At 42.7% G+C, this 24,026-nt stretch carries 23 protein-coding genes; 9 read left to right on the forward strand and 14 right to left on the reverse strand.

Annotation, left to right across the window (positions count from 1 at the left end; genetic code table 11):
- Together IKL48_01095 and IKL48_01100 are read right to left on the reverse strand one after the other, a co-directional pair.
- Entirely contained in the window at positions 1 to 1,227 is a 1,227-nt protein-coding gene (locus tag IKL48_01095; protein MBR3603280.1) for an LL-diaminopimelate aminotransferase, read from the reverse strand.
- Positions 1,224 to 2,057, reverse strand: coding sequence for a diaminopimelate epimerase (locus IKL48_01100; GenBank protein ID MBR3603281.1), 834 nt, complete (start codon positions 2,055 to 2,057; stop codon positions 1,224 to 1,226). The genes IKL48_01095 and IKL48_01100 overlap by 4 nt, the downstream gene beginning before the upstream one ends.
- A gap of 73 nt (positions 2,058 to 2,130) precedes the next feature.
- Between IKL48_01100 and IKL48_01105 the strand changes: the two genes are divergently transcribed.
- The gene (locus tag IKL48_01105) at positions 2,131 to 2,829 is read left to right on the forward strand and encodes an isoprenyl transferase (protein ID MBR3603282.1); all 699 of its coding nucleotides are present in this window, start codon (positions 2,131 to 2,133) and stop codon (positions 2,827 to 2,829) included.
- Between the two features lie 50 nt (positions 2,830 to 2,879).
- Here IKL48_01105 and IKL48_01110 read toward each other — a convergent pair whose 3' ends face one another.
- Positions 2,880 to 4,121 (reverse strand): hypothetical protein, encoded by a 1,242-nt coding sequence (locus IKL48_01110; protein ID MBR3603283.1) that lies wholly within the window; start codon positions 4,119 to 4,121, stop codon positions 2,880 to 2,882.
- A gap of 141 nt (positions 4,122 to 4,262) precedes the next feature.
- On the opposite strand from IKL48_01110, the gene IKL48_01115 reads away from it, so the two are divergent.
- Positions 4,263 to 5,615, forward strand: coding sequence for an acetate kinase (locus tag IKL48_01115; GenBank protein MBR3603284.1), 1,353 nt, complete (start codon positions 4,263 to 4,265; stop codon positions 5,613 to 5,615).
- Positions 5,616 to 5,658: 43 nt separating this feature from the next.
- Here IKL48_01115 and IKL48_01120 read toward each other — a convergent pair whose 3' ends face one another.
- The 7 genes from IKL48_01120 to lpxK all read right to left on the reverse strand — a co-directional run bounded on the left by IKL48_01120 (position 5,659) and on the right by lpxK (position 14,429).
- Positions 5,659 to 6,822: a tetratricopeptide repeat protein gene (locus IKL48_01120; GenBank protein MBR3603285.1), complete on the reverse strand. Its 1,164-nt coding sequence runs from the start codon at positions 6,820 to 6,822 to the stop codon at positions 5,659 to 5,661.
- Positions 6,823 to 6,827: 5 nt separating this feature from the next.
- The gene (locus IKL48_01125; protein ID MBR3603286.1) at positions 6,828 to 7,553 is read right to left on the reverse strand and encodes a hypothetical protein; all 726 of its coding nucleotides are present in this window, start codon (positions 7,551 to 7,553) and stop codon (positions 6,828 to 6,830) included.
- Positions 7,543 to 7,686 carry a hypothetical protein gene (locus tag IKL48_01130; GenBank protein MBR3603287.1) on the reverse strand — a complete coding sequence of 48 codons (144 nt, stop codon included), beginning with the start codon at positions 7,684 to 7,686 and terminating at the stop codon, positions 7,543 to 7,545. Before IKL48_01130 ends, IKL48_01125 begins: the two co-directional genes overlap by 11 nt.
- A gap of 82 nt (positions 7,687 to 7,768) precedes the next feature.
- Positions 7,769 to 9,055, reverse strand: a complete 1,287-nt coding sequence (locus IKL48_01135) for a prepilin-type N-terminal cleavage/methylation domain-containing protein (protein ID MBR3603288.1) — start codon at positions 9,053 to 9,055, stop codon at positions 7,769 to 7,771.
- Between the two features lie 169 nt (positions 9,056 to 9,224).
- Positions 9,225 to 10,490 carry an ankyrin repeat domain-containing protein gene (locus IKL48_01140; GenBank protein MBR3603289.1) on the reverse strand — a complete coding sequence of 422 codons (1,266 nt, stop codon included), beginning with the start codon at positions 10,488 to 10,490 and terminating at the stop codon, positions 9,225 to 9,227.
- Between the two features lie 110 nt (positions 10,491 to 10,600).
- The gene (lon, locus tag IKL48_01145; protein ID MBR3603290.1) at positions 10,601 to 13,123 is read right to left on the reverse strand and encodes an endopeptidase La; all 2,523 of its coding nucleotides are present in this window, start codon (positions 13,121 to 13,123) and stop codon (positions 10,601 to 10,603) included.
- Between the two features lie 205 nt (positions 13,124 to 13,328).
- Positions 13,329 to 14,429 (reverse strand): tetraacyldisaccharide 4'-kinase, encoded by a 1,101-nt coding sequence (gene lpxK, locus IKL48_01150; protein MBR3603291.1) that lies wholly within the window; start codon positions 14,427 to 14,429, stop codon positions 13,329 to 13,331.
- A gap of 108 nt (positions 14,430 to 14,537) precedes the next feature.
- Between lpxK and IKL48_01155 the strand changes: the two genes are divergently transcribed.
- The 6 genes from IKL48_01155 to IKL48_01180 all read left to right on the forward strand — a co-directional run bounded on the left by IKL48_01155 (position 14,538) and on the right by IKL48_01180 (position 20,533).
- Positions 14,538 to 15,473 carry a hypothetical protein gene (locus IKL48_01155; GenBank protein MBR3603292.1) on the forward strand — a complete coding sequence of 312 codons (936 nt, stop codon included), beginning with the start codon at positions 14,538 to 14,540 and terminating at the stop codon, positions 15,471 to 15,473.
- Positions 15,461 to 16,018, forward strand: a complete 558-nt coding sequence (locus IKL48_01160; GenBank protein ID MBR3603293.1) for an HAD-IIIA family hydrolase — start codon at positions 15,461 to 15,463, stop codon at positions 16,016 to 16,018. Before IKL48_01155 ends, IKL48_01160 begins: the two co-directional genes overlap by 13 nt.
- Positions 16,011 to 17,123, forward strand: coding sequence for a DUF3108 domain-containing protein (locus IKL48_01165; GenBank protein ID MBR3603294.1), 1,113 nt, complete (start codon positions 16,011 to 16,013; stop codon positions 17,121 to 17,123). The genes IKL48_01160 and IKL48_01165 overlap by 8 nt, the downstream gene beginning before the upstream one ends.
- A gap of 22 nt (positions 17,124 to 17,145) precedes the next feature.
- Positions 17,146 to 18,135, forward strand: a complete 990-nt coding sequence (rfaE1, locus tag IKL48_01170) for a D-glycero-beta-D-manno-heptose-7-phosphate kinase (protein MBR3603295.1) — start codon at positions 17,146 to 17,148, stop codon at positions 18,133 to 18,135.
- Positions 18,132 to 18,869, forward strand: a complete 738-nt coding sequence (gene kdsB / locus IKL48_01175; GenBank protein MBR3603296.1) for a 3-deoxy-manno-octulosonate cytidylyltransferase — start codon at positions 18,132 to 18,134, stop codon at positions 18,867 to 18,869. Before rfaE1 ends, kdsB begins: the two co-directional genes overlap by 4 nt.
- A gap of 71 nt (positions 18,870 to 18,940) precedes the next feature.
- On the forward strand, positions 18,941 to 20,533 hold the full coding sequence (locus IKL48_01180; GenBank protein ID MBR3603297.1) for a CTP synthase: 1,593 nt from the start codon (positions 18,941 to 18,943) through the stop codon (positions 20,531 to 20,533).
- A 38-nt stretch (positions 20,534 to 20,571) separates the two neighbouring features.
- On the opposite strand, the gene IKL48_01185 is transcribed toward IKL48_01180, so the two are convergent.
- From IKL48_01185 to rsmI, 4 genes are all read right to left on the reverse strand, one after another.
- Positions 20,572 to 21,021 (reverse strand): prepilin-type N-terminal cleavage/methylation domain-containing protein, encoded by a 450-nt coding sequence (locus IKL48_01185; GenBank protein MBR3603298.1) that lies wholly within the window; start codon positions 21,019 to 21,021, stop codon positions 20,572 to 20,574.
- A gap of 109 nt (positions 21,022 to 21,130) precedes the next feature.
- Complete coding sequence (locus IKL48_01190; GenBank protein MBR3603299.1) at positions 21,131 to 22,081, reverse strand: HAMP domain-containing histidine kinase; 951 nt, start codon at positions 22,079 to 22,081, stop codon at positions 21,131 to 21,133.
- A gap of 4 nt (positions 22,082 to 22,085) precedes the next feature.
- Complete coding sequence (locus IKL48_01195) at positions 22,086 to 22,712, reverse strand: threonylcarbamoyl-AMP synthase (protein ID MBR3603300.1); 627 nt, start codon at positions 22,710 to 22,712, stop codon at positions 22,086 to 22,088.
- Positions 22,690 to 23,397 carry a 16S rRNA (cytidine(1402)-2'-O)-methyltransferase gene (rsmI, locus tag IKL48_01200; GenBank protein MBR3603301.1) on the reverse strand — a complete coding sequence of 236 codons (708 nt, stop codon included), beginning with the start codon at positions 23,395 to 23,397 and terminating at the stop codon, positions 22,690 to 22,692. Before rsmI ends, IKL48_01195 begins: the two co-directional genes overlap by 23 nt.
- A gap of 102 nt (positions 23,398 to 23,499) precedes the next feature.
- On the opposite strand from rsmI, the gene rsfS reads away from it, so the two are divergent.
- Positions 23,500 to 24,024 (forward strand): ribosome silencing factor, encoded by a 525-nt coding sequence (gene rsfS, locus IKL48_01205; protein ID MBR3603302.1) that lies wholly within the window; start codon positions 23,500 to 23,502, stop codon positions 24,022 to 24,024.
- Positions 24,025 to 24,026 lie beyond the last annotated feature (2 nt).

The following is a 24,026-nucleotide window of genomic DNA, read 5'->3' on the forward strand; positions in this document are numbered from 1 at the left end:
TTATTTTAAATCTAAAATTCGCTGGGCCGCTTTTTGCGTAAGCTCCGGCGTATTAAAAGCCGTCAAACGGAAATAGCCTTCCCCACTATGTCCAAAACCGGATCCGGGCGTACCGACAATCTGCAATTTTTCAAGCATAAAATCAAAAAATTGCCAAGAGTTCATTGATTGTGGAGTTTTCAGCCAAATGTAAGGGGCATTTTTTCCGCCAAACACTTCTAAACCGGTCTCTTTCAGTGCGCTATAAATCACCCGGGCATTGGACAAATACCCATCAATAATTTCACGGGTTTGGCGCAATCCTTCTGCGGAATATACCGCTTCGGCACCGCGTTGAATGATATACGGCACACCGTTGAATTTGGTGCTTTGACGGCGCATCCACAAAGCATTGGCTTTATGGCTTTGCCCCAAATTATCATAAATTTCTAATGCTTTAGGCACTACACAATAGGCACAGCGAGTACCGGTAAATCCGGCTGTTTTAGAGAACGAACGAAACTCTACTGCACATTTCTCCGCCCCTTCCACTTCAAAAATGCTATGAGGCACATTTTCTTCACGAATAAAGGCTTCGTAGGCGCTATCATATAAAATCACTGCCTTATGCTCTAAAGCCCAATTTACCCACTTTGTCAGTTCCTCGCGGCTCATGACAGAACCGGTAGGGTTGTTGGGAGAGCACAAATACACCAAATCAGCATGCTCTTTGGGCAACTGAGGTGAAAAATTATTTTCAGCCGTACAGGGCAAATAAATAATATTTTTAAATTGCCCGTTTTCAAAACTACCGCTGCGGCCTGCCATGACATTGGTATCTAAATACACCGGATACACCGGATCTTGCAAGGCTACGCGGCTGTCTGCAGAGAATAATTCTTGAAAATTAGCCACATCGCTTTTGGCACCGTCACTAATAAAAATTTCGTCTTCGGCAATATTTACACCATGAATCTGATAGTCATGTTGGGCAATGACTTTACGCAAAAAATCATACCCCTCATAGGGGCCGTATCCGCGAAAGGTTTCGGCATTTCCCATCTCATCACAGGCTTTTTTCATAGCCGCTACAACTGCCGGCACCAACGGTTGGCTCACATCTCCGATTCCTAAACTGATCACCTCTTTTTCAGGATGGTTGGCTATATAAGCACTGCGACGTTTGGCCACTTCAGCAAATAAATAACTACCCTGTAAATTTAAATAATTTTCATTCATTTTCGTCATAATCTTTCTTTAAATTCTCCTTCAAAAACTTTTTGCGCAGGCCCCGTCATACGCAAGTGCTTGCGGCCTGTCCAATCAATTTCCAACTCTCCTCCGTCCAAAATTACTCGTACCGTTTCTTCCGTTTGCCCTGTTAAGACCGCCGCCACTGCCGTAGCACAAGAGCCGGTGCCGCAGGCTTGTGTAATACCGGCACCGCGTTCCCACACACGCATACGCAAAGTACGATGGTCTATTTTTTGTACAAATTCCACATTGGTTTTCTTAGGAAAGCAGGCATGTTTTTCAATTACAGGCCCTACCTTCGCCACATCTACCAAAGCCATATCCGGCACAAAAATTACAAAATGAGGATTACCCATAGAAACAGCCGTACCGCACCATTCTTGTCCGGCAGCCGTTAACGGCACGTTTATTGCTTGTTGGGCGGGGTTTCCACTCATCGGTATTTCCCCCCTGGTCAATCGAGGCATTCCCATGTCCACCGATACAAGGCCCTTTTGCCAATCTTTTACTTCAGTAATAATAGGGCCGGCCAGTGTTTCCAGACACAAGGTATCGTTTTTCAAGAGGCCTTGTTCTTTCCAAAACAACGGGGCACAACGTGAGGCATTGCCGCACATTTCGGCTTCGCTCCCATCTGCATTAATCACCCTCATCTGAGCATCGGCCGTTGCAGAATCAGACATCAAAATCAAACCGTCTGCGCCAATGCCAAAGCGGCGATCACATAAAATTTGAGCCGCTTTAAAAACGTCATTTATTTTTTCTTTTTGGGCATTCACAAATACGAAATCATTGCCCAACCCTTGATATTTAATAAAGTGCATATTTGTATTTTATAAAAAGCAAACCTGTTTGTGCCAACTTTATCTAAGTCTTTTAATTAGGTAAAATAAAACTATGAGCATAGATACAACAAACCCTACTCCCAAACACGTGGCTATTATTATGGACGGAAACGGCCGTTGGGCCGCTATGCGTAATTTACCGCGCTCTGCCGGCCACAAAGAAGGTGCCCAATCCGTACGACGTATTATTGAAAGTGCGCCGGAGTTAGGCATTAAATTTATTACACTCTATGCTTTTTCTACAGAGAATTGGTCTCGTCCGAAAGAAGAAATTGATGCCTTAATGGATCTTTTGGAAAAAACCTTAGATGAATATCAAAAATCAGCCGAGAAGAAAAATTTACGCATTTGGGTCAGCGGAGAAAGAGAGCCTTTACCGGTTCGAATTTTGCAAAAAATAGATAAATTGGTTCAAAGCACTGCTCATCATACGGGGTTGACGGTAAATTTGGCGCTTAATTATGGCGCACAACAAGAAATCACCCATGCCGTTAACAAACTCTTGGCAGACGGAAAAAAACAAATCTCAATCCAAGATATTTCCGACCACCTTTATCAACCCCAACTTCCTGCTCCGGAGTTGATTATCCGCACGTCCGGTGAACAACGCTTATCTAATTTTTTATTATGGCAAGCTGCTTATAGTGAATTTTATTTTACTTCCGTTTTGTGGCCGGATTTTAACAAAGAACAACTGCAAAAAGCATTGCAAGAATATCAACGCCGACAGCGAAGATTCGGTGGCATTTAATTTACCCGTAAAAAAAGAGCCTGAAATCAGGCTCTTTTTTTAACTAACAATTATTTTCCTTGCTGTATTTTTTCTTTTTGCGGTTTAAATAATACATCTATAAAACTACGGCTATCTACTGTTCCACCTGCTTTTGCATAAGAAGAATAACTGGTAGGCGGACGCACGCGCGAAATGGCTTGTACGCGGCGCACCACATTGTTGCCGGTATCCAAGAAATAGAGCATATCTAACGGAGAAATGGCCATCGCTCCCGGATAAGCCAAAGATACGTCCCACGCGTTCATATTAGCCCCGTTATACCCTCTTTCCCCGTTTCCCACTACGGTTTCTGCCTCACCACGCCGCTCCTGCAGATTAATGTTAATGCGGCGGATTCGTTGGTTATCGGTATCGGCTACATACAATCGGCCTAAACGGTCTATGGCTAAGCCGGTGGGATCATTAAAGCAGATATCCCCCGTCCGCCCATAATTATTATCTCCGCAGTAGCCGGAACGGCCATTTCCTGCAAAGGTAAAAATGAGATTTTTGATACGATCTACAAACCTGATTTTATGGTTTTTGGTATCAGCAATATACAAATTGTCATACTTATCAAAAAGAATAGCGCTGGGTTTGTTGAGCAAAGCATTTCCCGCCAAGCCAAAGTCACCGTCATCACCGGCATATCCTTTACCCACTACCGTCGTTAAAATGCCGGTAGTACGGTCTATTTTACGAATGCGATGATTGCCGGTATCGGCGATAAAAATTTCCCCTTTACTGTTAATGGCTATACCGGTAGGTGCGTTCAAAGCGGTGCTTTTGGCTCGGGCGCCTTCCCCCTCATAGCCTTTGCTCCCGTTTCCGGCAATGGTATGCAAATAGCCTTTGGGCGTTAACATGCGGATACGGTGATTGCCGGTATCTGCAATATACAAATTGCCATGCTGATCCAAAGCCAAACCCGTCGGTCCACGCAGACCTGCCATATCAGCATTTCCGCCATCATTAAAAAATCCCCCTTTGCCCGTACCGGCAACCGTATAAATACGGCCCGTACGCGCTTCTATATAACGAATGCGATGATTTAAAGTATCGGCAATATAAATATTATTCCATCGGTCTATTACCATACCTAGCGGGCTGGCCAAACGTGCTTCAATAGCATCGCTGCTATCTCCGGAAAACCCGCGCTTTCCCGCAATACCGGCAATATTTTCAATTGCTCCCGGTCCCGTCAACTTCACTGCCGCCTGCATGGTTGCTGCACAAAGCAGCATAAAAAAAATCAAAGTGATTCTTTTCATAAAATCCTCCTTTTTTAATGTTAACAAAAAGAATTTTCTATGGCAACCTCGCCCATTGGCTTTCAATTTGTTAAAATAAGAGGGAAGTCTTTTATTTTATTCCCTACGTTTTAACGCAGGGCCAAACAAGAGGTATATGACATGATTATTCTGTTTCTCAACTGTGGCAGCTCGTCTGTCAAATACAGTGTTTATGATTGGGAGAAAAAACGCAGTTTAGCCGCCGGTGGCGTAGAACGCGTGGGTATTGCCGGTTCTTTTATCACGCATGAACGTCCGGGTCAAGCCGCCCATGAATTGCAACAAGACTGCAAAGACCACAAAGATGCTATTAATTTGGTCATCAGCACACTAACACATAAAGAACATGGTGTTATTGAAAATATTAATATGATTTCTGCCGTCGGCCATCGTATTGTACATGGCGGCAAATTTACCAAATCCGTAGAAGCAACGGACGAAGTGATCGCAGAACTTAAAAATATTTCTGATTTGGCCCCCCTGCATAATCCGGCCCACATTATGGGTATTGAAGCGGCTAAATCCATCTTGCCGAATGTCAAACACGTCTGTGTCATGGATACCGCTTTCCACCAAACGATGCCTGCCTTTGCGTATATGTACGCACTTCCGCGTGAATGGTACACCGATTACAGCATGCGCCGCTTTGGTGCGCACGGAACATCTGTGATGTATTGTTCTCGTCGCGCTGCCGTACTTTTGGGCAAAAATGTAGAAGACACCAGCACTATTGTTTGTCATATAGGCAATGGAGCCAGCTGTACGGCTATTAAAAACGGACAATGCTATGACACCAGCATGGGCTTAACCCCGCTGGAAGGTTTAATCATGGGGACGCGCAGCGGTGATATTGACCCCTCTATTTGTTTCCACATGATGAAAAAACTCAACATGGCTCCGGAAGAAATGTACCGCATTTTAAACCGTGAAAGCGGTGTAAAAGCCATTACCGGCGGTCGCTTTGCCGACAGACGCGACATTGAAATTAATGCGCAAAAAGGCGATGAATTATGCAAATTAGCTATCGCGATGGAAAGCTACCGTATTAAAAAATACATCGGCTCTTACATGGCCGCTTTAGGCAGAGTAGATGCTATTGTATTTACCGCAGGTGTAGGTGAAAGAGGCCCCGTCGTGCGCGGTAAGAGTGTGGAAGGATTGGAAAACTACGGTATCATTTTGGATCCACAGAAAAACCGCGAATCCGTCACCAAAAATGCGGAAACCTGTATTTCTGCCGCAGATTCTAAAGTAAAAATCTTTGTGGTTCCGACCGATGAAGAAATCGTAGGTGTGCAAGACATCGTGGCCATTCAAGCCGGCACCTATGATGTGTACACCAAGTTCCACTATATCTTCCAAGACCCTGAATATCGCAATGCCTTGCGCGATGAAGCGTTTGTAGAAGAAGTAAAGAAAAAACCCTTCCTCTTAAACGTAGCGGTCAATCTGCCGGAAGAATTGAAAAAATAGGTTTCCTAACAAAAAACACCCCGCTTAATGCGGGGTGTTTTTATTATCTATACATCACAGCTCTAAATTCTGCCGTCTTATTAATACCTTCAAACATCCACCCTTTCTTCTCTTGGTCATACAAAGCATCAAAATCACGAAAACCGCGCTTTAAAGCCTGCTCTAAATAGCGATATACTTGGCGGCGGTCTTTCTTTTGCAACCAATAGGTACCGGCCAAATTAATATAAGGCGTAGGCAAACTATCGTCCAATTCAATGGCTTTTTGAAAATCTTTTCTAGCCATATTATAATTTTTTTGTTTTAAATACACATAACCCCGATTATTGTAAGCAATCGGCCATTTGGGAGAAATTTCTATAGTTTTATTGTAGTCGGCTAAGGCTTTATCCAACTGCCCCATCTCCTCATACACGAGCCCGCGTCTATTATAAAAAATATCTTCCGGAGCCAACTCTAACAGACGGCTGTAATCTTGCGCTGCCGCTTCCGGCTCTCCCATATCTTTAAAAGCAGAGGCACGATAACGGTATGCCTGATCCCATTCGGGATGGCGGTTAATGGCTTTACTGTAAAAAGAAACGGCTTCATCCAGTCTGCCCTGATTATAGCGGATTCGGCCCAACCAAAAATAAATTTCCGCCCATTCTTCATACTTTTCTAATAGCGCGGTTAACTCCTCCTCCGCTTCATTGTATTTATAAATATGAAAATAAGCCTGCGCTAAAGCAAAAGATATTTCCGCAGTGGCTTTTTTGCGTTTTAAATACTTCTTGTAATCTTTGATGGAGGCAGCGTATTTTTGCAAATCAAAATGGACACGTGCCCTGTGCAAGTAAAAATCAGAATAATCTTTTTTCAGAGAGATGGCTTTTGTCAAATCAGCCAAAGCCAACGTATTTTTTTCCATATCCATATAGGCCAGTGCACGCGCATAATAACGAAACGGATCCTTAGGTGTAAGACTAATGGCTTTAGAATAATCGGAAATGGCTTTATTGTATCTTCCCATTTGACGGTAAACGTCCCCTCTGTGATGCCAGGCTGCGGCATATTTGGGAGATTTTTTAACGGCTTTGGTTAACAGGATCATTTTTTGAGAAAGGTCGGTCTGTTTTTTAGAACGGTTCACCAAAGAGGCAGCACTCTGTGCCGCAACCGAAACCGATAAACACAACGCACACACAAGTAAAATAATTTTTTTCATATTAATTAAAAAATAATCCATAAATTTAAAATTAACACCCATACGCCCAAAGCATATAAAATCCACAAAACTAGCACTGCCAACCAACGTAGGTTTAAAAACAAAGCCCCCACCAATGTGGCTCTGCTGGCAAATACGGTGGAAAATTGAACCGTATTGGTGGTTAAACGTGCCAAACGAGCCAAAAATACAGAGCGTGTCACAAAAGTAAGAGCTGAAATTAACACGAAAGCCGCCACCTTCGGAGCAGAATTTAAACGAAAATTCTTTAATGGAGCAATCACTTCCAAAACACTATTTTCCAGAATCACTTTTGCCTGTTGTTTGGGAAGGCCATCTTCCATATCATTTATTTTAGAGCGCACTTGCTCTTTGACAGAGGAGAACAATTCATATAAAAAATCTTCCACATGGGCTGCTGCGCTTTTTACTCCATATACTAAAGACAACAGCACCGCATAAGCAAAGGCCAGCGCGCCATACAAACTAAATGCTAAAAAGAATAAAAACCAAGAAAGTGGAGCCGGCAAAAAACCGATAAACTGCTGATACAAGGCATAAATTCCCACCAACGATAAACATAAAGCAAGGGCTAAGTAGGGCAGAAATATCGTCCGCAAAGAGGTTAACATTCCCCCCAATAACAACAAAAAAGCCGCCCGCAACTGCTGCGTTGCTGACGATAAAGCCCCTGCACTATTCTCCGCCACTGCGGAAAGTTTAATCCCCATGACAACAACCGCAACACCCGCCGCAAGGACCCATGTGTCCTTTTTTGGCAGTAGACGGCACATTGGAAGAAACTTTCACCACTTTGCCGGTTTTCGGATCGTACTTATACGTACCGGTATTATTTTCTTTCATATAGTTTATTATAGTAAAAACCTTGCTCAAAGTTTAAGCAAGATTTCAATAAAAAACCCCGAATTTCTTCGGGGTTTTTTTATTAAAAAGAAGTACAACTATCGCCCAACACCGAACCATCACAATCAACTACTCGCGTACAATGCTCAGTCGTCATCTCTTTATTAGTATTAACTCGAGTGTAGTATTGGTGCGAAGGACCGCTACATCCTATTGGACGGCCACCACTGCCGCCACCGCCGCTATTATAGGACGGACAGGTGAGTGGCATCCAACGGCAGGAAGTATTACATATCATACCAGCATCCTTGTTTTCCCAATGATATGTCGGTTCCGTTGAATTATTACCACTTTGGTATTTATTACTTAACCCATCAGAATCCCCAAAATTACTTCCCAGGACTTCATCTTCTGTTTCTTGCATTTTCGAATCTGCATCTGTCATTTCTTCATGGTCAAAGACTTTTACCCTACAAGTCGGGCCCCCTGAAGAACTTGTACTACCGGCTTTACATTGTGCGGTATCAGGCTCTACACAGTCCCCCACAGGAGTAGCCTTCCAAGAACCAGCCACGCACTCTACTTCATACTCTTGCTTTCCACACCACCCACACGAACCGGTAGTAGAAGGCTTACTACTTTCATCACATTCTTTTGTCTCATCTGGTTCGCAAGTACCTTCCCATACACCATAAATCCATTGACCCGTTTGGGTATCACAGGTGGCTGTACGCGTTAGCTTTCCTACACCCCACGAACATTCCTTTTCCGTTTCTAGTTTTGGACCACAGAAGGGCAAACAAGGTCCAGTCCATTCTCCATAAATCCACTGACCCGTTTGGGTATCACAGGTGGCAGTGCGCGTTTGAGTACCATTACCTTCAGGGCAAGATCTGCTAACTTCCAACAAATTCTCATCACATTCATAAGTGTCAGAAGGTGTTTCTTCTGAGGCACACTCATCTTTTGAGGAAATAGTTATCGTTTCGCAACGCGGGTAATCTTTGTTTAATTGTTCACAATATTCACCACGACAACACAAAGCCCCTTCTTTATAAGAAAGCATTTCTATACTATATTGATGAGAAGCGCTATTGGCTGCTATTCCACTGTCAGACAATTGATAGGTATAATTCTTGCCTTTGGCAGCAGAAGCTAATACAGATAGTTCTGCCGGATTGGTATGATATTTTTTTCCTATAGAACAACGTTTTTCCTGTTCCACACGAACTGAAGAAAGCATACTTTCTGCTTCGGTAGTTTTTCTAGTTTCTAACACGTGTTTCATTTTAGGAGTAGCAACAGCAGCCAGCACTCCTATTGTCAACACAACTATTAAAAGCTCTGTTAAGGTAAAAGCTTTTTTCATAAAACTCCTCCTTTTTTGGATACAACCTTTCTATCAGAAAAATTGTACCAAAAAAACACAAGAAGATACCTAAAAAATCTCATTTTTAATAAAATCCCCTCCTTAAAAAAATTTTAAAACCCAAAAAAACCCACCTTTTGAGGTGGGTTTGCATTAAGAAGTTTTGATTTTAACTACGTGCAGATCTCAAAATATTTTTAATTTCCTCATTATCGGCCATATCCAGCGCCGTTCGGTTCATATCAAAGGTATTGCGCACATGCACGTTGGCTCCGGCTTCGACCAATATTTTCACCACTTCCGTATGGCCGGCCTGACTGGCAAACATGAGTGCAGTCCAGCCATGTTTATTTCTGGCAGAAGCCACCGGCGGAAATCTATTTCGGTCTTCTGCATTTACATCGGCACCGGCTGCCAATAAGGCTTTCACTGCTTCTACATTTCCGTTTAAACTAGCAGCCATCAGCGCAGTCCAACGGTTTTTCTTTTTCGGCTCCACATCGGCTCCGCCTGCCAGCAAAGCCTTCACCGCTTCGGCGTGATTATTTTCAGAGGCCAAAATCAAGGCATATCCTCCCAACTCATTATACTCATTTACATCGGCTCCGGCCGCTAATAACACCTTGATCACTTCTGCGTGTCCGTTCTTAGAGGCATACATAAGCGCATTAAAATCATTTTCTTCTCTAAAATTTACCTTTGCACCTGCTTGAATCAAGAGTTTTACTGTTTCCAGATGCCCATTTGCAGCGGCTAATATCAACGCAGTAGTATTTCTTAAGGTTATTACATCTTTATCGGCCCCTTTCTCCAGTAGAAGTTTCACCACTTCGCTATGCCCATTCTCACTGGCCTTAGTAAGGGCCGTTTCCTGCGTATAAAACATCTTTTGATTTACATCTGCCCCTCTATCTATTAAAAGTTTCACGAGCGCAAGATTTCCGTTTGAAGCAGCAAACATCAAGGCCGTTTCCCCCCGATTCATTTGCGTATCTAACTTTACACCATTATCCAGCAACAATTGAGCCACTTCCGTTGATTTAGCAAACATCAACGGGCTTTGGCTATATCTATTAATCTGACTCAAAGAAGCACCGGAATCTTTGAGCAAAGTCAACATGGGGATATCATTATTTTTTACAGCAATGATAACAGCCGTTAGCCCCTTTTTATTTTCTTCATTTAAAAAAGCCCCCGCTTTAATCAGTCGTTTTGTAATATTTAAATTTCCCGTTTTTACCGCCAGCATAAGCAGGGTTGTTTCGTCTTCCCAAGACATAATATTTACTTTTTCGCCATTTTTCAAATGAGCCTTTACATCTTTTTCATTTTGCTGAACAACCGCTTCCCACAACGTAATATTGGGTACATAATTACTGCATCCAAACAACAAAATAGCAGGCACAAACATCAAACATATAATAAATTTTTTCATACTTGTTTTCTCCATATTAAACAAATCATGTCTTATTATAGCATTTAGCATATCTGCCCCGACAAGCACCAAAAAAACCGCCTTTTTGAGGCGGTTTTTTGAAGTACAAACTATTTTCTTTTACGAAGCACTTTTTTGAGTACTTTTTTGACTGTCGGCTTTTTAGCGGTCGCTTTTTTAACCGTTTTTTTCTGTATTGTTTTTTTACTCACCACTTTTTGAGCGGAGGCTTTTTTGACAGTTTTTTTAGCCGTAGATTTTTTAGCCGTTTTAGAGGAAGTTTTAGCGGATTTTGGCGCTTTATATCCTTCTAGGGCTAGAGGCAATACTTCGTCCATGTGTTTAACGGGAATTAATGTCAGTTCTTTGCGCACTTTTTCCGGAATTTCAGACACATCTTTTTCGTTCGTGTGCGGAAAAAGAATCGTTTTTACCCCTTCGCGATAAGCGGCAAGGAATTTTTCTTTAATTCCACCTACCGGAAGAACACGTCCTGTAATTGTCACTTCCCCTGTCATGGCCAAGTTTTTCTTGACAGGAATTGCCAACAACAAACTGACTAAGGCAGAAGTAATGGTAATACCGGCTGACGGTCCGTCCTTCGGTACGGCTCCTTCAGGGAAGTGGATATGAAAGTCCGTATGGTCAAAATCCACCTTTTTCCCGATACCACGACTACGAGCATACGTCAATGCAGCGCGAACGGATTCTTTCATCACATTGCCCAACATACCCGTTAAAATCAACCCGCCTTTACCCGGCAATTGCGTAGCTTCAATAGACAAGGTTTCCCCGCCCACACTGGTCCACGCTAAACCTGTAGCGATACCGATGCCATTTTCTTCGGTGGCAAAGTTAGAATATTTGGGCACACCAAGAAACTCATGCAAATTCTTAGCATCAATGCTTATTTTTTTACCGCCGTTTTCTACATATTTTTTGGCGGCTTTTCGGCAGAGTGTACCGATTTCTCTGTCCAAATTACGAACACCGGCCTCGCGTACATATTCACGCATCATCAAAGCCACTGCTTCTCTGGACACCTGCAAAGTACCTTCTTTCAACCCATGCAATTTCATCTGTTTGGGAATTAAATAATGATCCACAATTTCATGTTTCTCGTAATCGGTATAACCGGAGAAATCAATAATTTCCAAACGGTCACGCAAAGTATTGGGGATAGAACTTAAAGAGTTGGCCGTAGTGATAAACATCACCTTAGACACGTCATACGGCACATCTAAAAAGTGATCTACAAAGTCTTTATTTTGCTCGGGATCTAAAAGTTCCAAAAGAGCCGCTGCCGGATCACCGCGCCAATCTGAACCCATCTTGTCAATTTCATCTAATAAAAACACAGGGTTAGAACTTTTGGATTTGCTAATCCCTTGAATAATGCGTCCCGGCATAGAACCGATATAGGTTCTGCGGTGGCCGCGTATTTCGCTCTCGTCACGTACACCGCCTAAAGACATACGCACAAACTTACGTCCGATAGCACGCGCGATGGATTTGGCTAAAGAGGTCTTACCCACTCCCGGAGGCCCCACAAAACAGAGCACCGGACCGCGCAATCCCTCAGTCAATTTGCTAACGGCAATATATTCTAAAATGCGTTCTTTGGGCTTATCAAGGCCAAAGTGGTCCTCGTCCAACACTTTTTTGGCTTCTTTGATATCCAATACATCTTTGGTGGTGATATTCCATGGCATATTCACCAACCAATCCAAGAAAGTACGGGCCACCGTAGCCTCCGGAGAAAAAGGCTGCATTTTTTGTAAGCGGTCCACTTCTTTTTCAGCGGCCTCTTTGGCAGCAGCCGGCAAGCCGTTTTTCTTGATTTTTGCACGAATGCCGTCTAATTCTTTTTGAAAATCATCTTTTTGGCTCAGTTCTTTTTGAATGGCTTTCATTTGCTCATTGAGATAATATTCTTTTTGGTTTTTCTCAATCTGAGCACGTACTTTATTATGAATTTTTTCTTCTAATCCTAAAATTTCCACTTCGCTGGTAATCAATTTTAAGATTTTTTCTAAACGAGTCTTAATATTAGTGGTTTGCAAAATCTCTTGGCGTTGCTCTGTTTTAACCATCATATTAGAGGCGATGGTATCGGCCAATTTGGAAGGGTCCTCAATATTGCGCAAAAAAGACACGCCTTCCACGGCCATACGCTGAGATATGCGGGCATAGTTTTCAAACTCGTCCACCACTTTGCGCATAAGGGCCTGTACTACAGGGCTGTGGTCTTCTTGTTCTTCAATATACTGCACAGAGGCAAACCAGGTATTGGTAAGCGGATTTAAATCCAACTTTTCCACTTTTGCACGTACCAACCCCTGCAAAAACACCTTTACAGAGCCGTCCGGCATTTTTAATGATTGCGTAATTTCACTCAAAACACCAAATTGGTAAATATCATCTGTCTGCGGTTCGTCCACTTCGGCAGATTTTTGAGACAAGGCCAACACATATTTACCCGGTGATTCCAAAGCCAAATCAATGGCTATAATGGATTTTTGGCGATTAACGGATAAAGGTAAAGACATTCCCGGATACATCACCACGTCGCGGATAGCTACCGCCGGCACTACCTGCGGCAAGGAAAGCATTTTCTTTTTCGTTTCTTCCATACAAACCCCCCTATTTGGGAAAAGGATAAAAATTCTGTACCCCTGTTGCAAACGCATTTTTGGGCTATTTTAAAATAGTATAACAAATTCCTTTAAAACTAGCAAGTAATTTAAAAGACTGCTAGTTTTAATTTCATTTTGCTTTCCTGATTAAAAAATACCCCGCTTTCTTGAGCGGGGTATTTTTTGCTTAAAACAGGATCGATTAGTGCATCTTAGAAAACTTCGGATACAACACGTCTGTAAATTTATTAAACTCGGTTTCCCCTCCGCGTATTTTTAAATTGACAGAAAGGACATATACATCAGAAGTTAAAATATCACGCCAGTTGTCCGGAAACTTTACAAAATCCTTAAATGTCGTAATCAAAGGCAATCCGTTGCGGGTTTGCTCAAAAGTGCGCAAATTATCTTCCGTATAGTGCTCATGGTCTGGAAAGCGCCATACTTGCTTTAAATTCAGGCCAAGTCCTTTGAGGGTATTTTCAAAAGTTTCGGGGTGTCCCAGCGCACTAAAACAGGCCACATCTGCTTTGATATCCTTCAAATTCACTTTTTGCCCTTTGCACACGTCCATATAATATTCCGGCTCATGCACACTTTCCACAATTTCGGGCAAATCGTTATATTGGCGAATTACATCTTTAACTTCTTCCAATTCGCGCTCTGTCACTTGATCACAATGGGTAAGCACAAACAAAGAACCTCTTTGCAAAGCCGTCAACGGTTCGCGCAGGTTTCCCAACGGCAACAAGTGCCCTCCGCCAAAAGGGTTTTTGGCATCAATTAAAACAATATTACTGTCTCTTTTTAGGCGATGATGTTGTAAACCGTCGTCTAATAAAATAATTTGGCTTTTAAAACGACGCAAGGCCTCCGTAGCGGCTTTGGCGCGATCTTGACAGATAACAATGGGCACTTTATATTGGCTCAGAACGCGGCTCATCATATAAGGCTCATCACCCGCTTGGCGCCAATCAGCATCGGGGTTATCAAACAAAACGACAACTTCGTCTTTCTCTTTTTGTTGGCGTTTATATCCGCGTGAAACAATCGCCACGCGAATACCCTCTTTAGCCAGAGTTGTAGCGGCCAAAAGCACTGCCGTTGTTTTACCTGTTCCGCCGGCTGTAATATTACCGATGCAGACCACACGGGAATTAACAGTCTTAATGGTCTGCCAACCGTTTTCATAACTAATGCGGTCCAACCAAACGCCTACACCATAGAGTTTGCTGGCAGCCAGCAATACCAAGCGGCCGGCCCAATTTTTCTTCATTTTTTCACGCAAAGTAAGTGCGTCCATATGTAGCCTCTACAAAATAAATTTGATATATTTTAGCATTTTACGGGCCTACTTTTGAGTCCTCTTAAATTCAACGGGGAAAATAACAGAAAATTAGTATAATAAGGTATGAGATTTCAAAAATCCCCCACCTACTTTGCACAATATGTAGGATTACAGACGGTATGTTGTTTGTTGCGCTGCCTGCCTTACCGAGCCGCCATTTCTGTCGGACGGTTTGCCACAGGTCTAGCCAGCAAAGTGGCCCGCAAACGCTTTAAGCGAAATATCCGCGATATTTCTTTAGCTTTTCCCGACAAATCCCCTCAAGAAGTACGCAAAATCGCTTTTAAATCTTGGAAAAATATGGGGCAAATTTTGGCAGAAGTGATAAAATTAACCTCTTATTCTAAAGAAGAATTTAGAAAACACGTGGAAATACGCGGTTTGGAAATATTGAAAAAAAACCAAGCAGACAAAATCGGCGGTGTTATTCACATCGGCCATTTAACCAATTGGGAAGCCTTTGGTCTGGCAGTATCGGTAGAAGGATTGGATAAAGCCGTACTGGCGCAACGAATGGACAATCCGTACGTCGATGAAGAAACCAATCGCTTGCGCAATATTTTCGGCGGTACCACTTTTTACAGCAATCACGATGCTAACCCTTTCTTGGCTTGTGTTCGTTGGATTAAACGAGGAAAAATGATAGGTATTTTGACCGACCAAAATATTTTGTCTACTGATTTTTTTATGAAATTTTTAGGTCGTCCGGCAGCCATGTCTCCCATTACAGCATTGCTTTCCATTCGCCTGCAAGTGCCGGTATTGCCGGTAGTGGTAAACAGAGAAAACGGAAAAATCATTTGCACCGTGCAAGAACCGCTCTTACCGCCAACGGAATATAGCCCTGAAAATATCCGCCTGTTTATGCGCAAACTGACGGACATTTATGAAGATTGGATTCGCCAAAACCCTGAAAATTGGCTTTGGGCGCATAACCGCTGGAAAAGAGAAGCAGAAGCTGCCAAATGGCTATCGGAGAATCCGCAATGCATTCAATAAAAGCTATTTTCTTTGATCGTGACGGCACATTAATCCATGAAAAACCGGGCACTTATTTATGCGACCCAAACAAAGTACGCCTCTACGCGCCCGTCAAAAAATCTTTGCAACGCTTGGCTAAGGCTGGGTTTCATTTTTTTATCGTCTCCAATCAATCCGGTATCGGACGAGGATATTTTACCTCTCAAGAAGTCAACAAAGTCCACGTGCGCTTGCAAGAAATGCTTAGTCCTGTGGTGATAGAAGAAATTGTGTTCTGTCCGCACGCGCCTGAAGAAAAATGCAACTGTCGCAAACCGGCTACTGCTCTAGGTGAAAATTTAATTCAAAAATATAATATCAATCCCAAACGCTCTTTTATGGTGGGAGATAAAAAAGCAGATGTTCTTTTTGGTCAAACATTAGGCTTTCGCTCCGTACTAATGACTACGGCTAATGGCAAAACCCACTTGAAAAAATATCCTGATTTAAAGCCTGATTTTATAGCACAAGACATGGCGGCCGCCGCGCGCTATATATTGCAAGAGGACCAAGCCGATGACTAAATGCCAAGCTGTTCTTTTTTCCGTTGTTTTTCTATTGGCCGCTTGTCACGCGGCTAAATCTTCCCCCTCTGACTTAAACTCTTTACCTTTAGCTACCTCACCAACGCAAGAAACTGCGAATAAGGCAGAAAAAACGCAACCATCGGACGCAACTATTGCCGATATTGAGCCTAAAGATATTGAGTCTAAAAAAGAAGAAATGCCTCTTTTGGATAAACCCGTTGTTAGCCAAAAACAACCCTCTGTTGAAAAAGAACCGGCTATTATTCAAGAGCAAACATTTACTTTGCCCAACACTGTTGCTACAGACAGAGCCGTTTTTGAAGATGAAGAACTTATTGATTTTTCTGACCGCAGTTTACACCCCTACGCAGGCTTAGTGCCGGATGTCAATGCCCCTCAAAAAGCCCCTTGGGCCTATGAACAACTCAAATACGGTATTTATTATACTTTTGTCAAAGCAGGTACGGCTTATATCCGAAACAGAGGTTTAGTCAGCCTAAACGGTCGGCCGACCTATCTTATACAAACTACCGCATTTTCTGCTCCGGTCATTGATGCCGTATTTAAGGTAAGAGATATTAATCAATCTTGGTTGGATGCACAGGGGCTCTATTCCGTAGGGTACGGCCAAAGCGTAAGAGAGGGCCGTTATATCCGCGATGAATGGATTACTTTTGATTATGAAAATCATCAGTATATCGGCCAATCCAAGAAGAAAAGCCAACCCAAACAGATACAAGGCCCGTTGGACATAAAAGTATTGGATATGCTGACTTCTTTATATTATGTACGCAGTCAAGATTTAAAGGTAGGCAAAGATTTGGTGTTTGATATCGTTAACCGCAACAAACAATATCCGCTTCTTGTCAAAGTATTAAAAAAAGAAAAAGTAAAAACAAAAGCCGGTACCTTTAATACGATTGTAGTAGAGCCGCAAATACGCGGAGAAGGAATTTTTGTTTCTAAAGGAAAAAGTTTAAAAGTTTGGCTTACCGATGACAAATACAAAATGCCTGTTAAAATGACGGTGGAAGTGTTTATCGGCTCAGTGGCGGCCGAACTGTTGGAGTACAAAAGACAATCGCCTGAAAATATTTTATAATCTTAGATTATAAGAGGTATTTATGCAAAGCATATCCAGCAAAAGACTTAAAGAAATTTTACGTTCGTTTAAAAATAAAGAAATGATTGTGGTAGGCGATATTATGCTAGACCACTTCATCAAAGGCTCTGTCAGCCGTATTTCACCGGAAGCCCCTGTACCGGTGGTAGCCGTAAATAAAGAATTTTTTGTAGCAGGAGGAGCCGGAAACGTGGCCGTAAACTTGGCCGCCTTAGGTGCAAGACCGACATTAGTATCTGTCGTCGGTACGGATGCAGGCGGAGCACTGCTCAAAGATTTTCTGCAAAGCAAAAATGTAAATATCTCTGGTATTTGTGAAGATGAAGGCCGCCCCACCACACAAAAAATCCGCGTTATGGCAGAACAACAACAAATCGTTCGCTATGACAGAGAAAGCAAACACCCTGTTGCTCACGATGTGGCCGGCGAATGTATGAAAAGTTTTGAACAGGCCTTAAAAACGGCTAAAGGGGTTATTTTATCCGATTATGCCAAAGGCATGCTGACCGATAAAAACATTAAAGCACTGATTGAAGCCTGCCGGAAGAAAAAAATCCCCGTCTGTGTAGACCCCAAAATTGATAATTTCAAAAAATATAAAAATATTACCTGCATGACCCCCAACACTAAAGAAGCATGGGAAGGGGCGGGCTTATCCCCCAAATCTACAGAAGAAGCGATGGAAAATCTGGGTTGGAAAATTTTAAAAATGCTCAATGCAGATTCTATTTTAATTACCCGCAGTGCAGACGGTATGAGTTTGTTTGAAAAAGGAAAAAAGAAATCCATTACCGTTAAAGCCACTGCCAGAGAAGTTTTTGACGTGACGGGTGCGGGAGATACGGTCATTTCCGTATTTACCTTAGCCCTCGCTTGCGGAGCAAAACTGCATGAAGCCGCCGTCTTGGCCAATTATGCCGCCGGCATCGTGGTGGCCAAATCCGGCACTGCCACCGTCACCCCGCAAGAAATAGAAAAGGAGCTGCCATGAGCGATATTTTAATTGTTATTCCTGCCCGTTATGGGTCTACGCGTTTGCCTGCCAAAGCATTAAAACTTTTAGGCGGTAAACCGGTGGTACAGCACGTTTACGAAGCCTGCAAAAAAGCCGATGTAGGTGAGGTATTGATTGCTACGGAAAATCAAATCGTAGTAGATGCTGTAGCCCAATTCGGAGCCAAAGGTGTGCTGACCAGTGATGCTTGCCAAAGCGGCACCGACCGCGTGTATGAAGCCGCCAAAGGCCGCAGTGAAAAATTTATTATTAACGTACAAGGTGACGAGCCTTTTTTGAACCCGACGACGGTGCAAAAAATTGCTGAAATGTTGCAAAGTGACCCTTCTTGTGATATTGCCACCGCCGCCGCGCCGACTTTGGACGAAGAAAAAATCAATAATCCCAACTGTGTTAAAGCGGTCTTAAACAAAGAGGGCAAAGCATTGTATTTTTCTCGCTCTGCTATACCGTATAAACGGGAAATTACCGAAGAAAACAAAAACATTCCCTACTGGCAACATTGCGGCATTTACGGTTATCGCCGCGAAGCATTGGAACGCTTTGTCACTTTGCCGCCCAGTCCGTTGGAACAATTGGAAAAATTGGAACAATTGCGTGCTTTGGAAGACGGCCTGACCATTAAGTGTGTTGCCATCGATGCCGCCGGCCCGGCCATTGATACAGCCCAAGATTTGCAAGAAGCAGAAGAATATTTAAAAAAAATCTAAAGCGAAGAACTCCCGCTATGGCGGGAGTTCCCCTTTTTAGTACTCGTTTTTATTTTTAAGGAGAAATTATTATGTCAAAATTCATTATTATCACCGGCGGGGTGGTAAGTTCCTTAGGTAAAGGGATTTCCGGCGCCAGCATCGGTAAACTTTTACAATTACATGGTCTTAAGGTCAACATGATTAAATGTGACCCTTATATTAACGTTGATCCCGGCACCATGAGCCCTTATCAACATGGGGAAGTGTTTGTGACGGTGGACGGTGCAGAAGCAGATTTGGATTTGGGTTATTACGAACGCTTTTTAGATGTCAACATGACCAAGGCCAACACCAATACCGCTGGAAGTATTTATCAAACCGTTATTGACAAAGAACGTCGCGGTGAATATTTAGGCGCTACCGTACAAGTAATTCCTCATATTACCAATGAAATCAAAAAACGCTTTTGCGCTTTTGAAAAAGAATGTGATGTTTCTATTATTGAGATCGGCGGAACGGTGGGAGATATCGAGTCCTTGCCATTTCTGGAAGCGGCGCGCCAATTACGTTTGGAAAGAGGAGCCAAAAATGTTATCTGTATCCATGTCACATTGCTCCCTTATATCGCCGTAGCCCAAGAACTCAAGACTAAACCCAGCCAACACTCCGTCAATAAATTACGCGAAGTGGGGATTGAGCCCAGCATGCTCATTTGCCGCACAGAAAAACCCTTATCCGAAGGCATTAAGAATAAACTTTCCTTGTTCTGCAATGTTCCTGCACAGGCGGTAATTGAATGTGCCGACGCTAAATCCATTTATGAAGTACCTCGCAAATTCTACCATCAAAAAGTAGATGAACAAGTGCTGGATTTCTTGGGGATTACCCCCACCCAGCCAATTGATGAAAATTGGTTTAAATTCTTTGAAAAAGCCTTAAATCCTACCCAAAAAGTAAAAATTGCCATCGCCGGCAAATATTCAGAATTGCAAGACGCTTACAAATCCGTCAATGAAGCCTTACGCCATGCCGGTATGAACAATGATGCTAAAGTGGAAATTACCTATATCAATACTGAAAAAGATGATGTAGTCTCCAAACTCAAAGAAGCCGACGGTATTTTAATTCCCGGAGGATTTGGCACGCGTGGTATTGAAGGAAAAATTGAAACCGTACGTTATGCTCGTGAAAACAAAATACCGTTTTTGGGCATTTGCGTAGGCATGCAATGTGCCGTTATTGAAGCGGCCCGCAATTTATGCGGCCTTACTGATGCCAACTCTACCGAATTTGATGACCAAACCAATGACCCGGTGGTGGACCTGACCCCTCAACAACAAAACGTACAGTACAAAGGCGGCACCATGCGTCTGGGGCACTATACGGCCGATTTAGCCAAAGGCTCTTTGGCACATAAACTATATGGACAGGACCAAATTTTGGAACGTCATCGGCACCGCTATGAGTTTAACCCCAAATATGTGGCTCAATTGGAACAAGCAGGGTTGAAAGTATCCGGTTGGCACGAAGGAGTTTTGCCCGAAATCGTGGAACGTGAAGATCACCCGTACTTTATCGCAGGTCAATTTCACCCTGAATTCGGCTCTCGTCCGTTGCGCCCGCATCCGTTATTTGACGGACTGATTAAAGCAAGTTTAAAAAACAAAGAAAGTAAAAAATAGACAAATCAAAACCCCCGCTTTTGGCGGGGGTTTGAAATTTATTCATTCATACCAATCATTTGGCAGTAATCTATTTCCTCACTGCGGTTCTCACAATACATTTTTTTATCTTCTTGCATTTCTAAAGAGTAAATCCACTCGCCGTTTTTCACTCTTGCAGCATAGGCATATTCCTCTACCCAATACACCCAATCTTTCGTTGCAAAGCATCTTACACCTGCTACGCATTGTTCATTATCCTCAGATAAAAAGGGGGTAGGCGGAGAGAAGGTGGAACTATCATAAAAAAAGTCTGTGGTACAAATAGTTGGAGAAAATTCCAACCAACACAAATCCATAGCATCTGCCATAGATTTAAGCATTGTTTCGGCCTGCGGTGTTTTGGCTCTCTCCACAACCCTGTGATATTGCGGCAAGGCCACTCCTGCCAAAATACCTACTATTAGTACAACAACCAAAACTTCTATTAAAGTAAAACCCCTTTTCATCTTTTTATCTCCTATATTCGTTAACTACGACGTAGGCGGAGGGAAGAAACTTAAATGTGGCAAATTCCTTACCCGACAACAACAAAACCGAATAGGCCGTTTAAACCTTTTATATTTCAAAGGCAGACGGGTCAACCGGTATCCTGAACCACAACAAAGCCCCTTGCCCGATACCGGGACTTTGCACCCCAATCTCGCCGTTATGCGCATTAATAATCTCTTGCGCAATAGATAAACCTAAGCCCCAGCCCTGTTTCTTGGCAGAACGTTCATTATCGGCCTGATGGAATTTTTGAAAAATTTTACTTTGCTCGGCAGCCGCGACACCCGGCCCTTCATCAGCAATATAACACACCAACCAACCGTCTTGCAAGAAATAGCGCATCTCTATACGCCCCCCCTGCGGAGAAAACTTAATGGCATTTCCCAGCAAATTATTAAGCACTTGAGAAATGCGAAAGCGGTCTGCATATACCGTCACATCATGAGGATATTCATAACGCACCAAAAAGAGTCCTTTCTTTTGAGCATTGACCTGTTGTAAAGCATACACATCATTAATCAATTGGTTGAATGTAAAATGTTTAAAATCCATTTTAAACTTACCAGATTCAATCATGGAAATATCCATCAAATCGGCCATTAGTTGGTTCATATTATCGGTGGCTTTTAAAATATTGTTTAAAGCCAGCTGATCTTCATTGCCGCTGCCTTGAGGACCGTCCATCATAAGTACAGAGGTAAACCCTTGAATAGAAGTAAGCGGTTGGCGCAAATCATGCGCAACAATAGACATAAATTTAGAGCGGATTTCATTTAAACGGTTTAATTCTTGGTTGGAGAGTTGCAATTTTTCTACCATACTTTCCAGCATGTTTACTTTGCCTGAAAGTTGAATCTGCAAAGAGGCCATCTGCTGCTGATAATTATGCTCCGCCTTCATCACCACACGCTTCATCTTGTATGTAGCAAAACGACGCGTAATCCAATATGTCAGTATTACAAGCGGAATAGACAAAACCGCATAATAAATCAAATGATGCGAAATGAAAGAAATCATAATTTTACTGTACCTTTATACCCAATACTTTTTCTATTTCCTGACGGAAAAGGGCTCCCTCTCTCAAAATAGTGGGAACGGAAAGCAAGTCTAATACCGTTGATGCCAGCGGAGTACACTCCCCCCCTAACAAAACAATATCTGCATGCTGTTGTAAAAATTCTAATAATATTTTTTCTTTCGTAATAACGGGACATCCATGTTTATTGGCACTGGTAGAAGCCAATGGATTTTTCATTAAAGAAAGAATTTTTTGCAATTTTTCATGTGCCGGCACTCGCAAGCCAAGCCCTTTAAAACCACGCAACAAGGGCTTTGCTTTTTCATTGGCAGGCAATATCATCGTCAATCCGCCCGGCCAAAAGTTTTTGGCCAATTTTTCGGCCTCCTCAGACCAGCAGATCACCTCTTTTGCTTGGCTCACAGAACCAATTAAAATTTGTAAAGCGGCACCGGACGGACGCTCTTTCATGGCATAAATACGGCCGATAGATTCTTCACAAAAGGCATTAGTGCCGATACCATATACCGTATCAGTAGGAAATACGGCCACTGCACCGGCATCTATTTGTGCCGCTACAAAAGCCATTTCCTGTTCTGTCATTTCATTAATATGGTAAATCCGGCTCATCTTCTTGCTCTTGTTGGGTTTCAGGCCGCCCGATCACAATCACGAACTCGCCTTGCACTTTTTTGCGGCTTTGCAATTCTTGTACCACCTCAGAGGCACTGCCGCGCAACCATTCTTCATATACTTTAGAAATTTCTCGTGCTGCCACCACAGGCGTATTTTCACCTAAGGTTTTGGCTATCAGTTCCAACAGTTTTATCACCCTATACGGAGATTCATACACAATGACGGGATGTTGTTGGCTATAAGCGGAAGTTAAAAGTTTAGCCGCTTTACCCGCTTTTCTGGGTAAAAATCCTAAAAAGGTAAATGCTCCGCCTGTAAATCCGGCACCGGCTAAGGCACAAGCAGCCGCACTGGGACCCGGCAAAGAGGTAATGGGCAACTTTTCTTTAGCTGCTTCACGCACCAATTTCCAGCCGGGATCTGATATGCAAGGGGTGCCACAGTCAGACACTAAGGCACAGTTTTTACCGCCTCTTAACAAATCCAAACATCGACGTACGGAAAAATCATCATTTTCGTTATAGCGCACCGTCGGTTTGGAAATACCAAAATGCGTCAGTAATATATGCGTACGGCGCGTATCTTCGCACAGCACAAAATCCGCACTTTTTAAAGTTTCCAAAGCACGAAGGGTAATATCCTGCAAATTGCCTAAAGGGGTTGGAACGATAGATAACATAGAATTAGTATATAAAATTACGCGCGCGTAAGGGTGTATATAGTAAAAAGCCTCTCAAAAATGCTATGCTTTACTATATTAGAACAAAGCTAGAGGTGCCATATGCAAAATAAAGAAATTGCCATTTTAGCTGCGCGTTATGCAGATGATAAAAAGGCCGAAGACATTAAACTGATTGATTTGAAAGGATTATCTTCTTTGTGCGAATATGTATTAATTGCCACCGTCACGTCCAAACCGCACATGGAAGCAGTGGAAGATGAAATCAGCACCCAGCTTAAACAAATCGGTGTTTATAAATCCAACAGAGACGGTGGTGAGAGCATGACGTGGCGTGTGGCTGATTATGGCTCTTTTTTAGTGCATATCATGACCCAAGAAGCACGCGATTTTTATGCTTTGGATAAAATTTTTAGTTTTGGTACGGAAGTAGATTACAAAAAACCGAAAACCGTTAAGAAAGCTGCCAAAAAAACGGTTAAAAAAGCAACCGCTAAAAAAACAACCAAAACAACAGCTAAGAAAACCACTAAAAAAACCACTGCTAAAAAGGCCGTCAAAACTACCACCCAAAAAACTGTCAAAAAAACGACCACGAAAAAAACTACAAAAAAGGCGGCTAAATAAAT

It is taken from the genome of Elusimicrobiaceae bacterium, assembly GCA_017520185.1.
In the GTDB taxonomy this organism is placed as follows: Bacteria; Elusimicrobiota; Elusimicrobia; order Elusimicrobiales; family Elusimicrobiaceae; genus Avelusimicrobium.

Excerpts from the sequence above, each read along its gene's own strand:
- IKL48_01095 (MBR3603280.1), bottom strand. The coding sequence starts at position 1,227 with ATGACGAAAATGAATGAAAATTATTTAAATTTACAGGGTAGTTATTTA.
- IKL48_01100 (MBR3603281.1), bottom strand. The coding sequence starts at position 2,057 with ATGCACTTTATTAAATATCAAGGGTTGGGCAATGATTTCGTATTTGTG.
- IKL48_01105 (MBR3603282.1), top strand. The coding sequence starts at position 2,131 with ATGAGCATAGATACAACAAACCCTACTCCCAAACACGTGGCTATTATT.
- IKL48_01110 (MBR3603283.1), bottom strand. The coding sequence starts at position 4,121 with ATGAAAAGAATCACTTTGATTTTTTTTATGCTGCTTTGTGCAGCAACC.
- IKL48_01115 (MBR3603284.1), top strand. The coding sequence starts at position 4,263 with ATGATTATTCTGTTTCTCAACTGTGGCAGCTCGTCTGTCAAATACAGT.
- IKL48_01120 (MBR3603285.1), bottom strand. The coding sequence starts at position 6,822 with ATGAAAAAAATTATTTTACTTGTGTGTGCGTTGTGTTTATCGGTTTCG.
- IKL48_01125 (MBR3603286.1), bottom strand. The coding sequence starts at position 7,553 with ATGGGGATTAAACTTTCCGCAGTGGCGGAGAATAGTGCAGGGGCTTTA.
- IKL48_01130 (MBR3603287.1), bottom strand. The coding sequence starts at position 7,686 with ATGAAAGAAAATAATACCGGTACGTATAAGTACGATCCGAAAACCGGC.
- IKL48_01135 (MBR3603288.1), bottom strand. The coding sequence starts at position 9,055 with ATGAAAAAAGCTTTTACCTTAACAGAGCTTTTAATAGTTGTGTTGACA.
- IKL48_01140 (MBR3603289.1), bottom strand. The coding sequence starts at position 10,490 with ATGAAAAAATTTATTATATGTTTGATGTTTGTGCCTGCTATTTTGTTG.
- lon (MBR3603290.1), bottom strand. The coding sequence starts at position 13,123 with ATGGAAGAAACGAAAAAGAAAATGCTTTCCTTGCCGCAGGTAGTGCCG.
- lpxK (MBR3603291.1), bottom strand. The coding sequence starts at position 14,429 with ATGGACGCACTTACTTTGCGTGAAAAAATGAAGAAAAATTGGGCCGGC.
- IKL48_01155 (MBR3603292.1), top strand. The coding sequence starts at position 14,538 with ATGAGATTTCAAAAATCCCCCACCTACTTTGCACAATATGTAGGATTA.
- IKL48_01160 (MBR3603293.1), top strand. The coding sequence starts at position 15,461 with ATGCATTCAATAAAAGCTATTTTCTTTGATCGTGACGGCACATTAATC.
- IKL48_01165 (MBR3603294.1), top strand. The coding sequence starts at position 16,011 with ATGACTAAATGCCAAGCTGTTCTTTTTTCCGTTGTTTTTCTATTGGCC.
- rfaE1 (MBR3603295.1), top strand. The coding sequence starts at position 17,146 with ATGCAAAGCATATCCAGCAAAAGACTTAAAGAAATTTTACGTTCGTTT.
- kdsB (MBR3603296.1), top strand. The coding sequence starts at position 18,132 with ATGAGCGATATTTTAATTGTTATTCCTGCCCGTTATGGGTCTACGCGT.
- IKL48_01180 (MBR3603297.1), top strand. The coding sequence starts at position 18,941 with ATGTCAAAATTCATTATTATCACCGGCGGGGTGGTAAGTTCCTTAGGT.
- IKL48_01185 (MBR3603298.1), bottom strand. The coding sequence starts at position 21,021 with ATGAAAAGGGGTTTTACTTTAATAGAAGTTTTGGTTGTTGTACTAATA.
- IKL48_01190 (MBR3603299.1), bottom strand. The coding sequence starts at position 22,081 with ATGATTTCTTTCATTTCGCATCATTTGATTTATTATGCGGTTTTGTCT.
- IKL48_01195 (MBR3603300.1), bottom strand. The coding sequence starts at position 22,712 with ATGAGCCGGATTTACCATATTAATGAAATGACAGAACAGGAAATGGCT.
- rsmI (MBR3603301.1), bottom strand. The coding sequence starts at position 23,397 with ATGTTATCTATCGTTCCAACCCCTTTAGGCAATTTGCAGGATATTACC.
- rsfS (MBR3603302.1), top strand. The coding sequence starts at position 23,500 with ATGCAAAATAAAGAAATTGCCATTTTAGCTGCGCGTTATGCAGATGAT.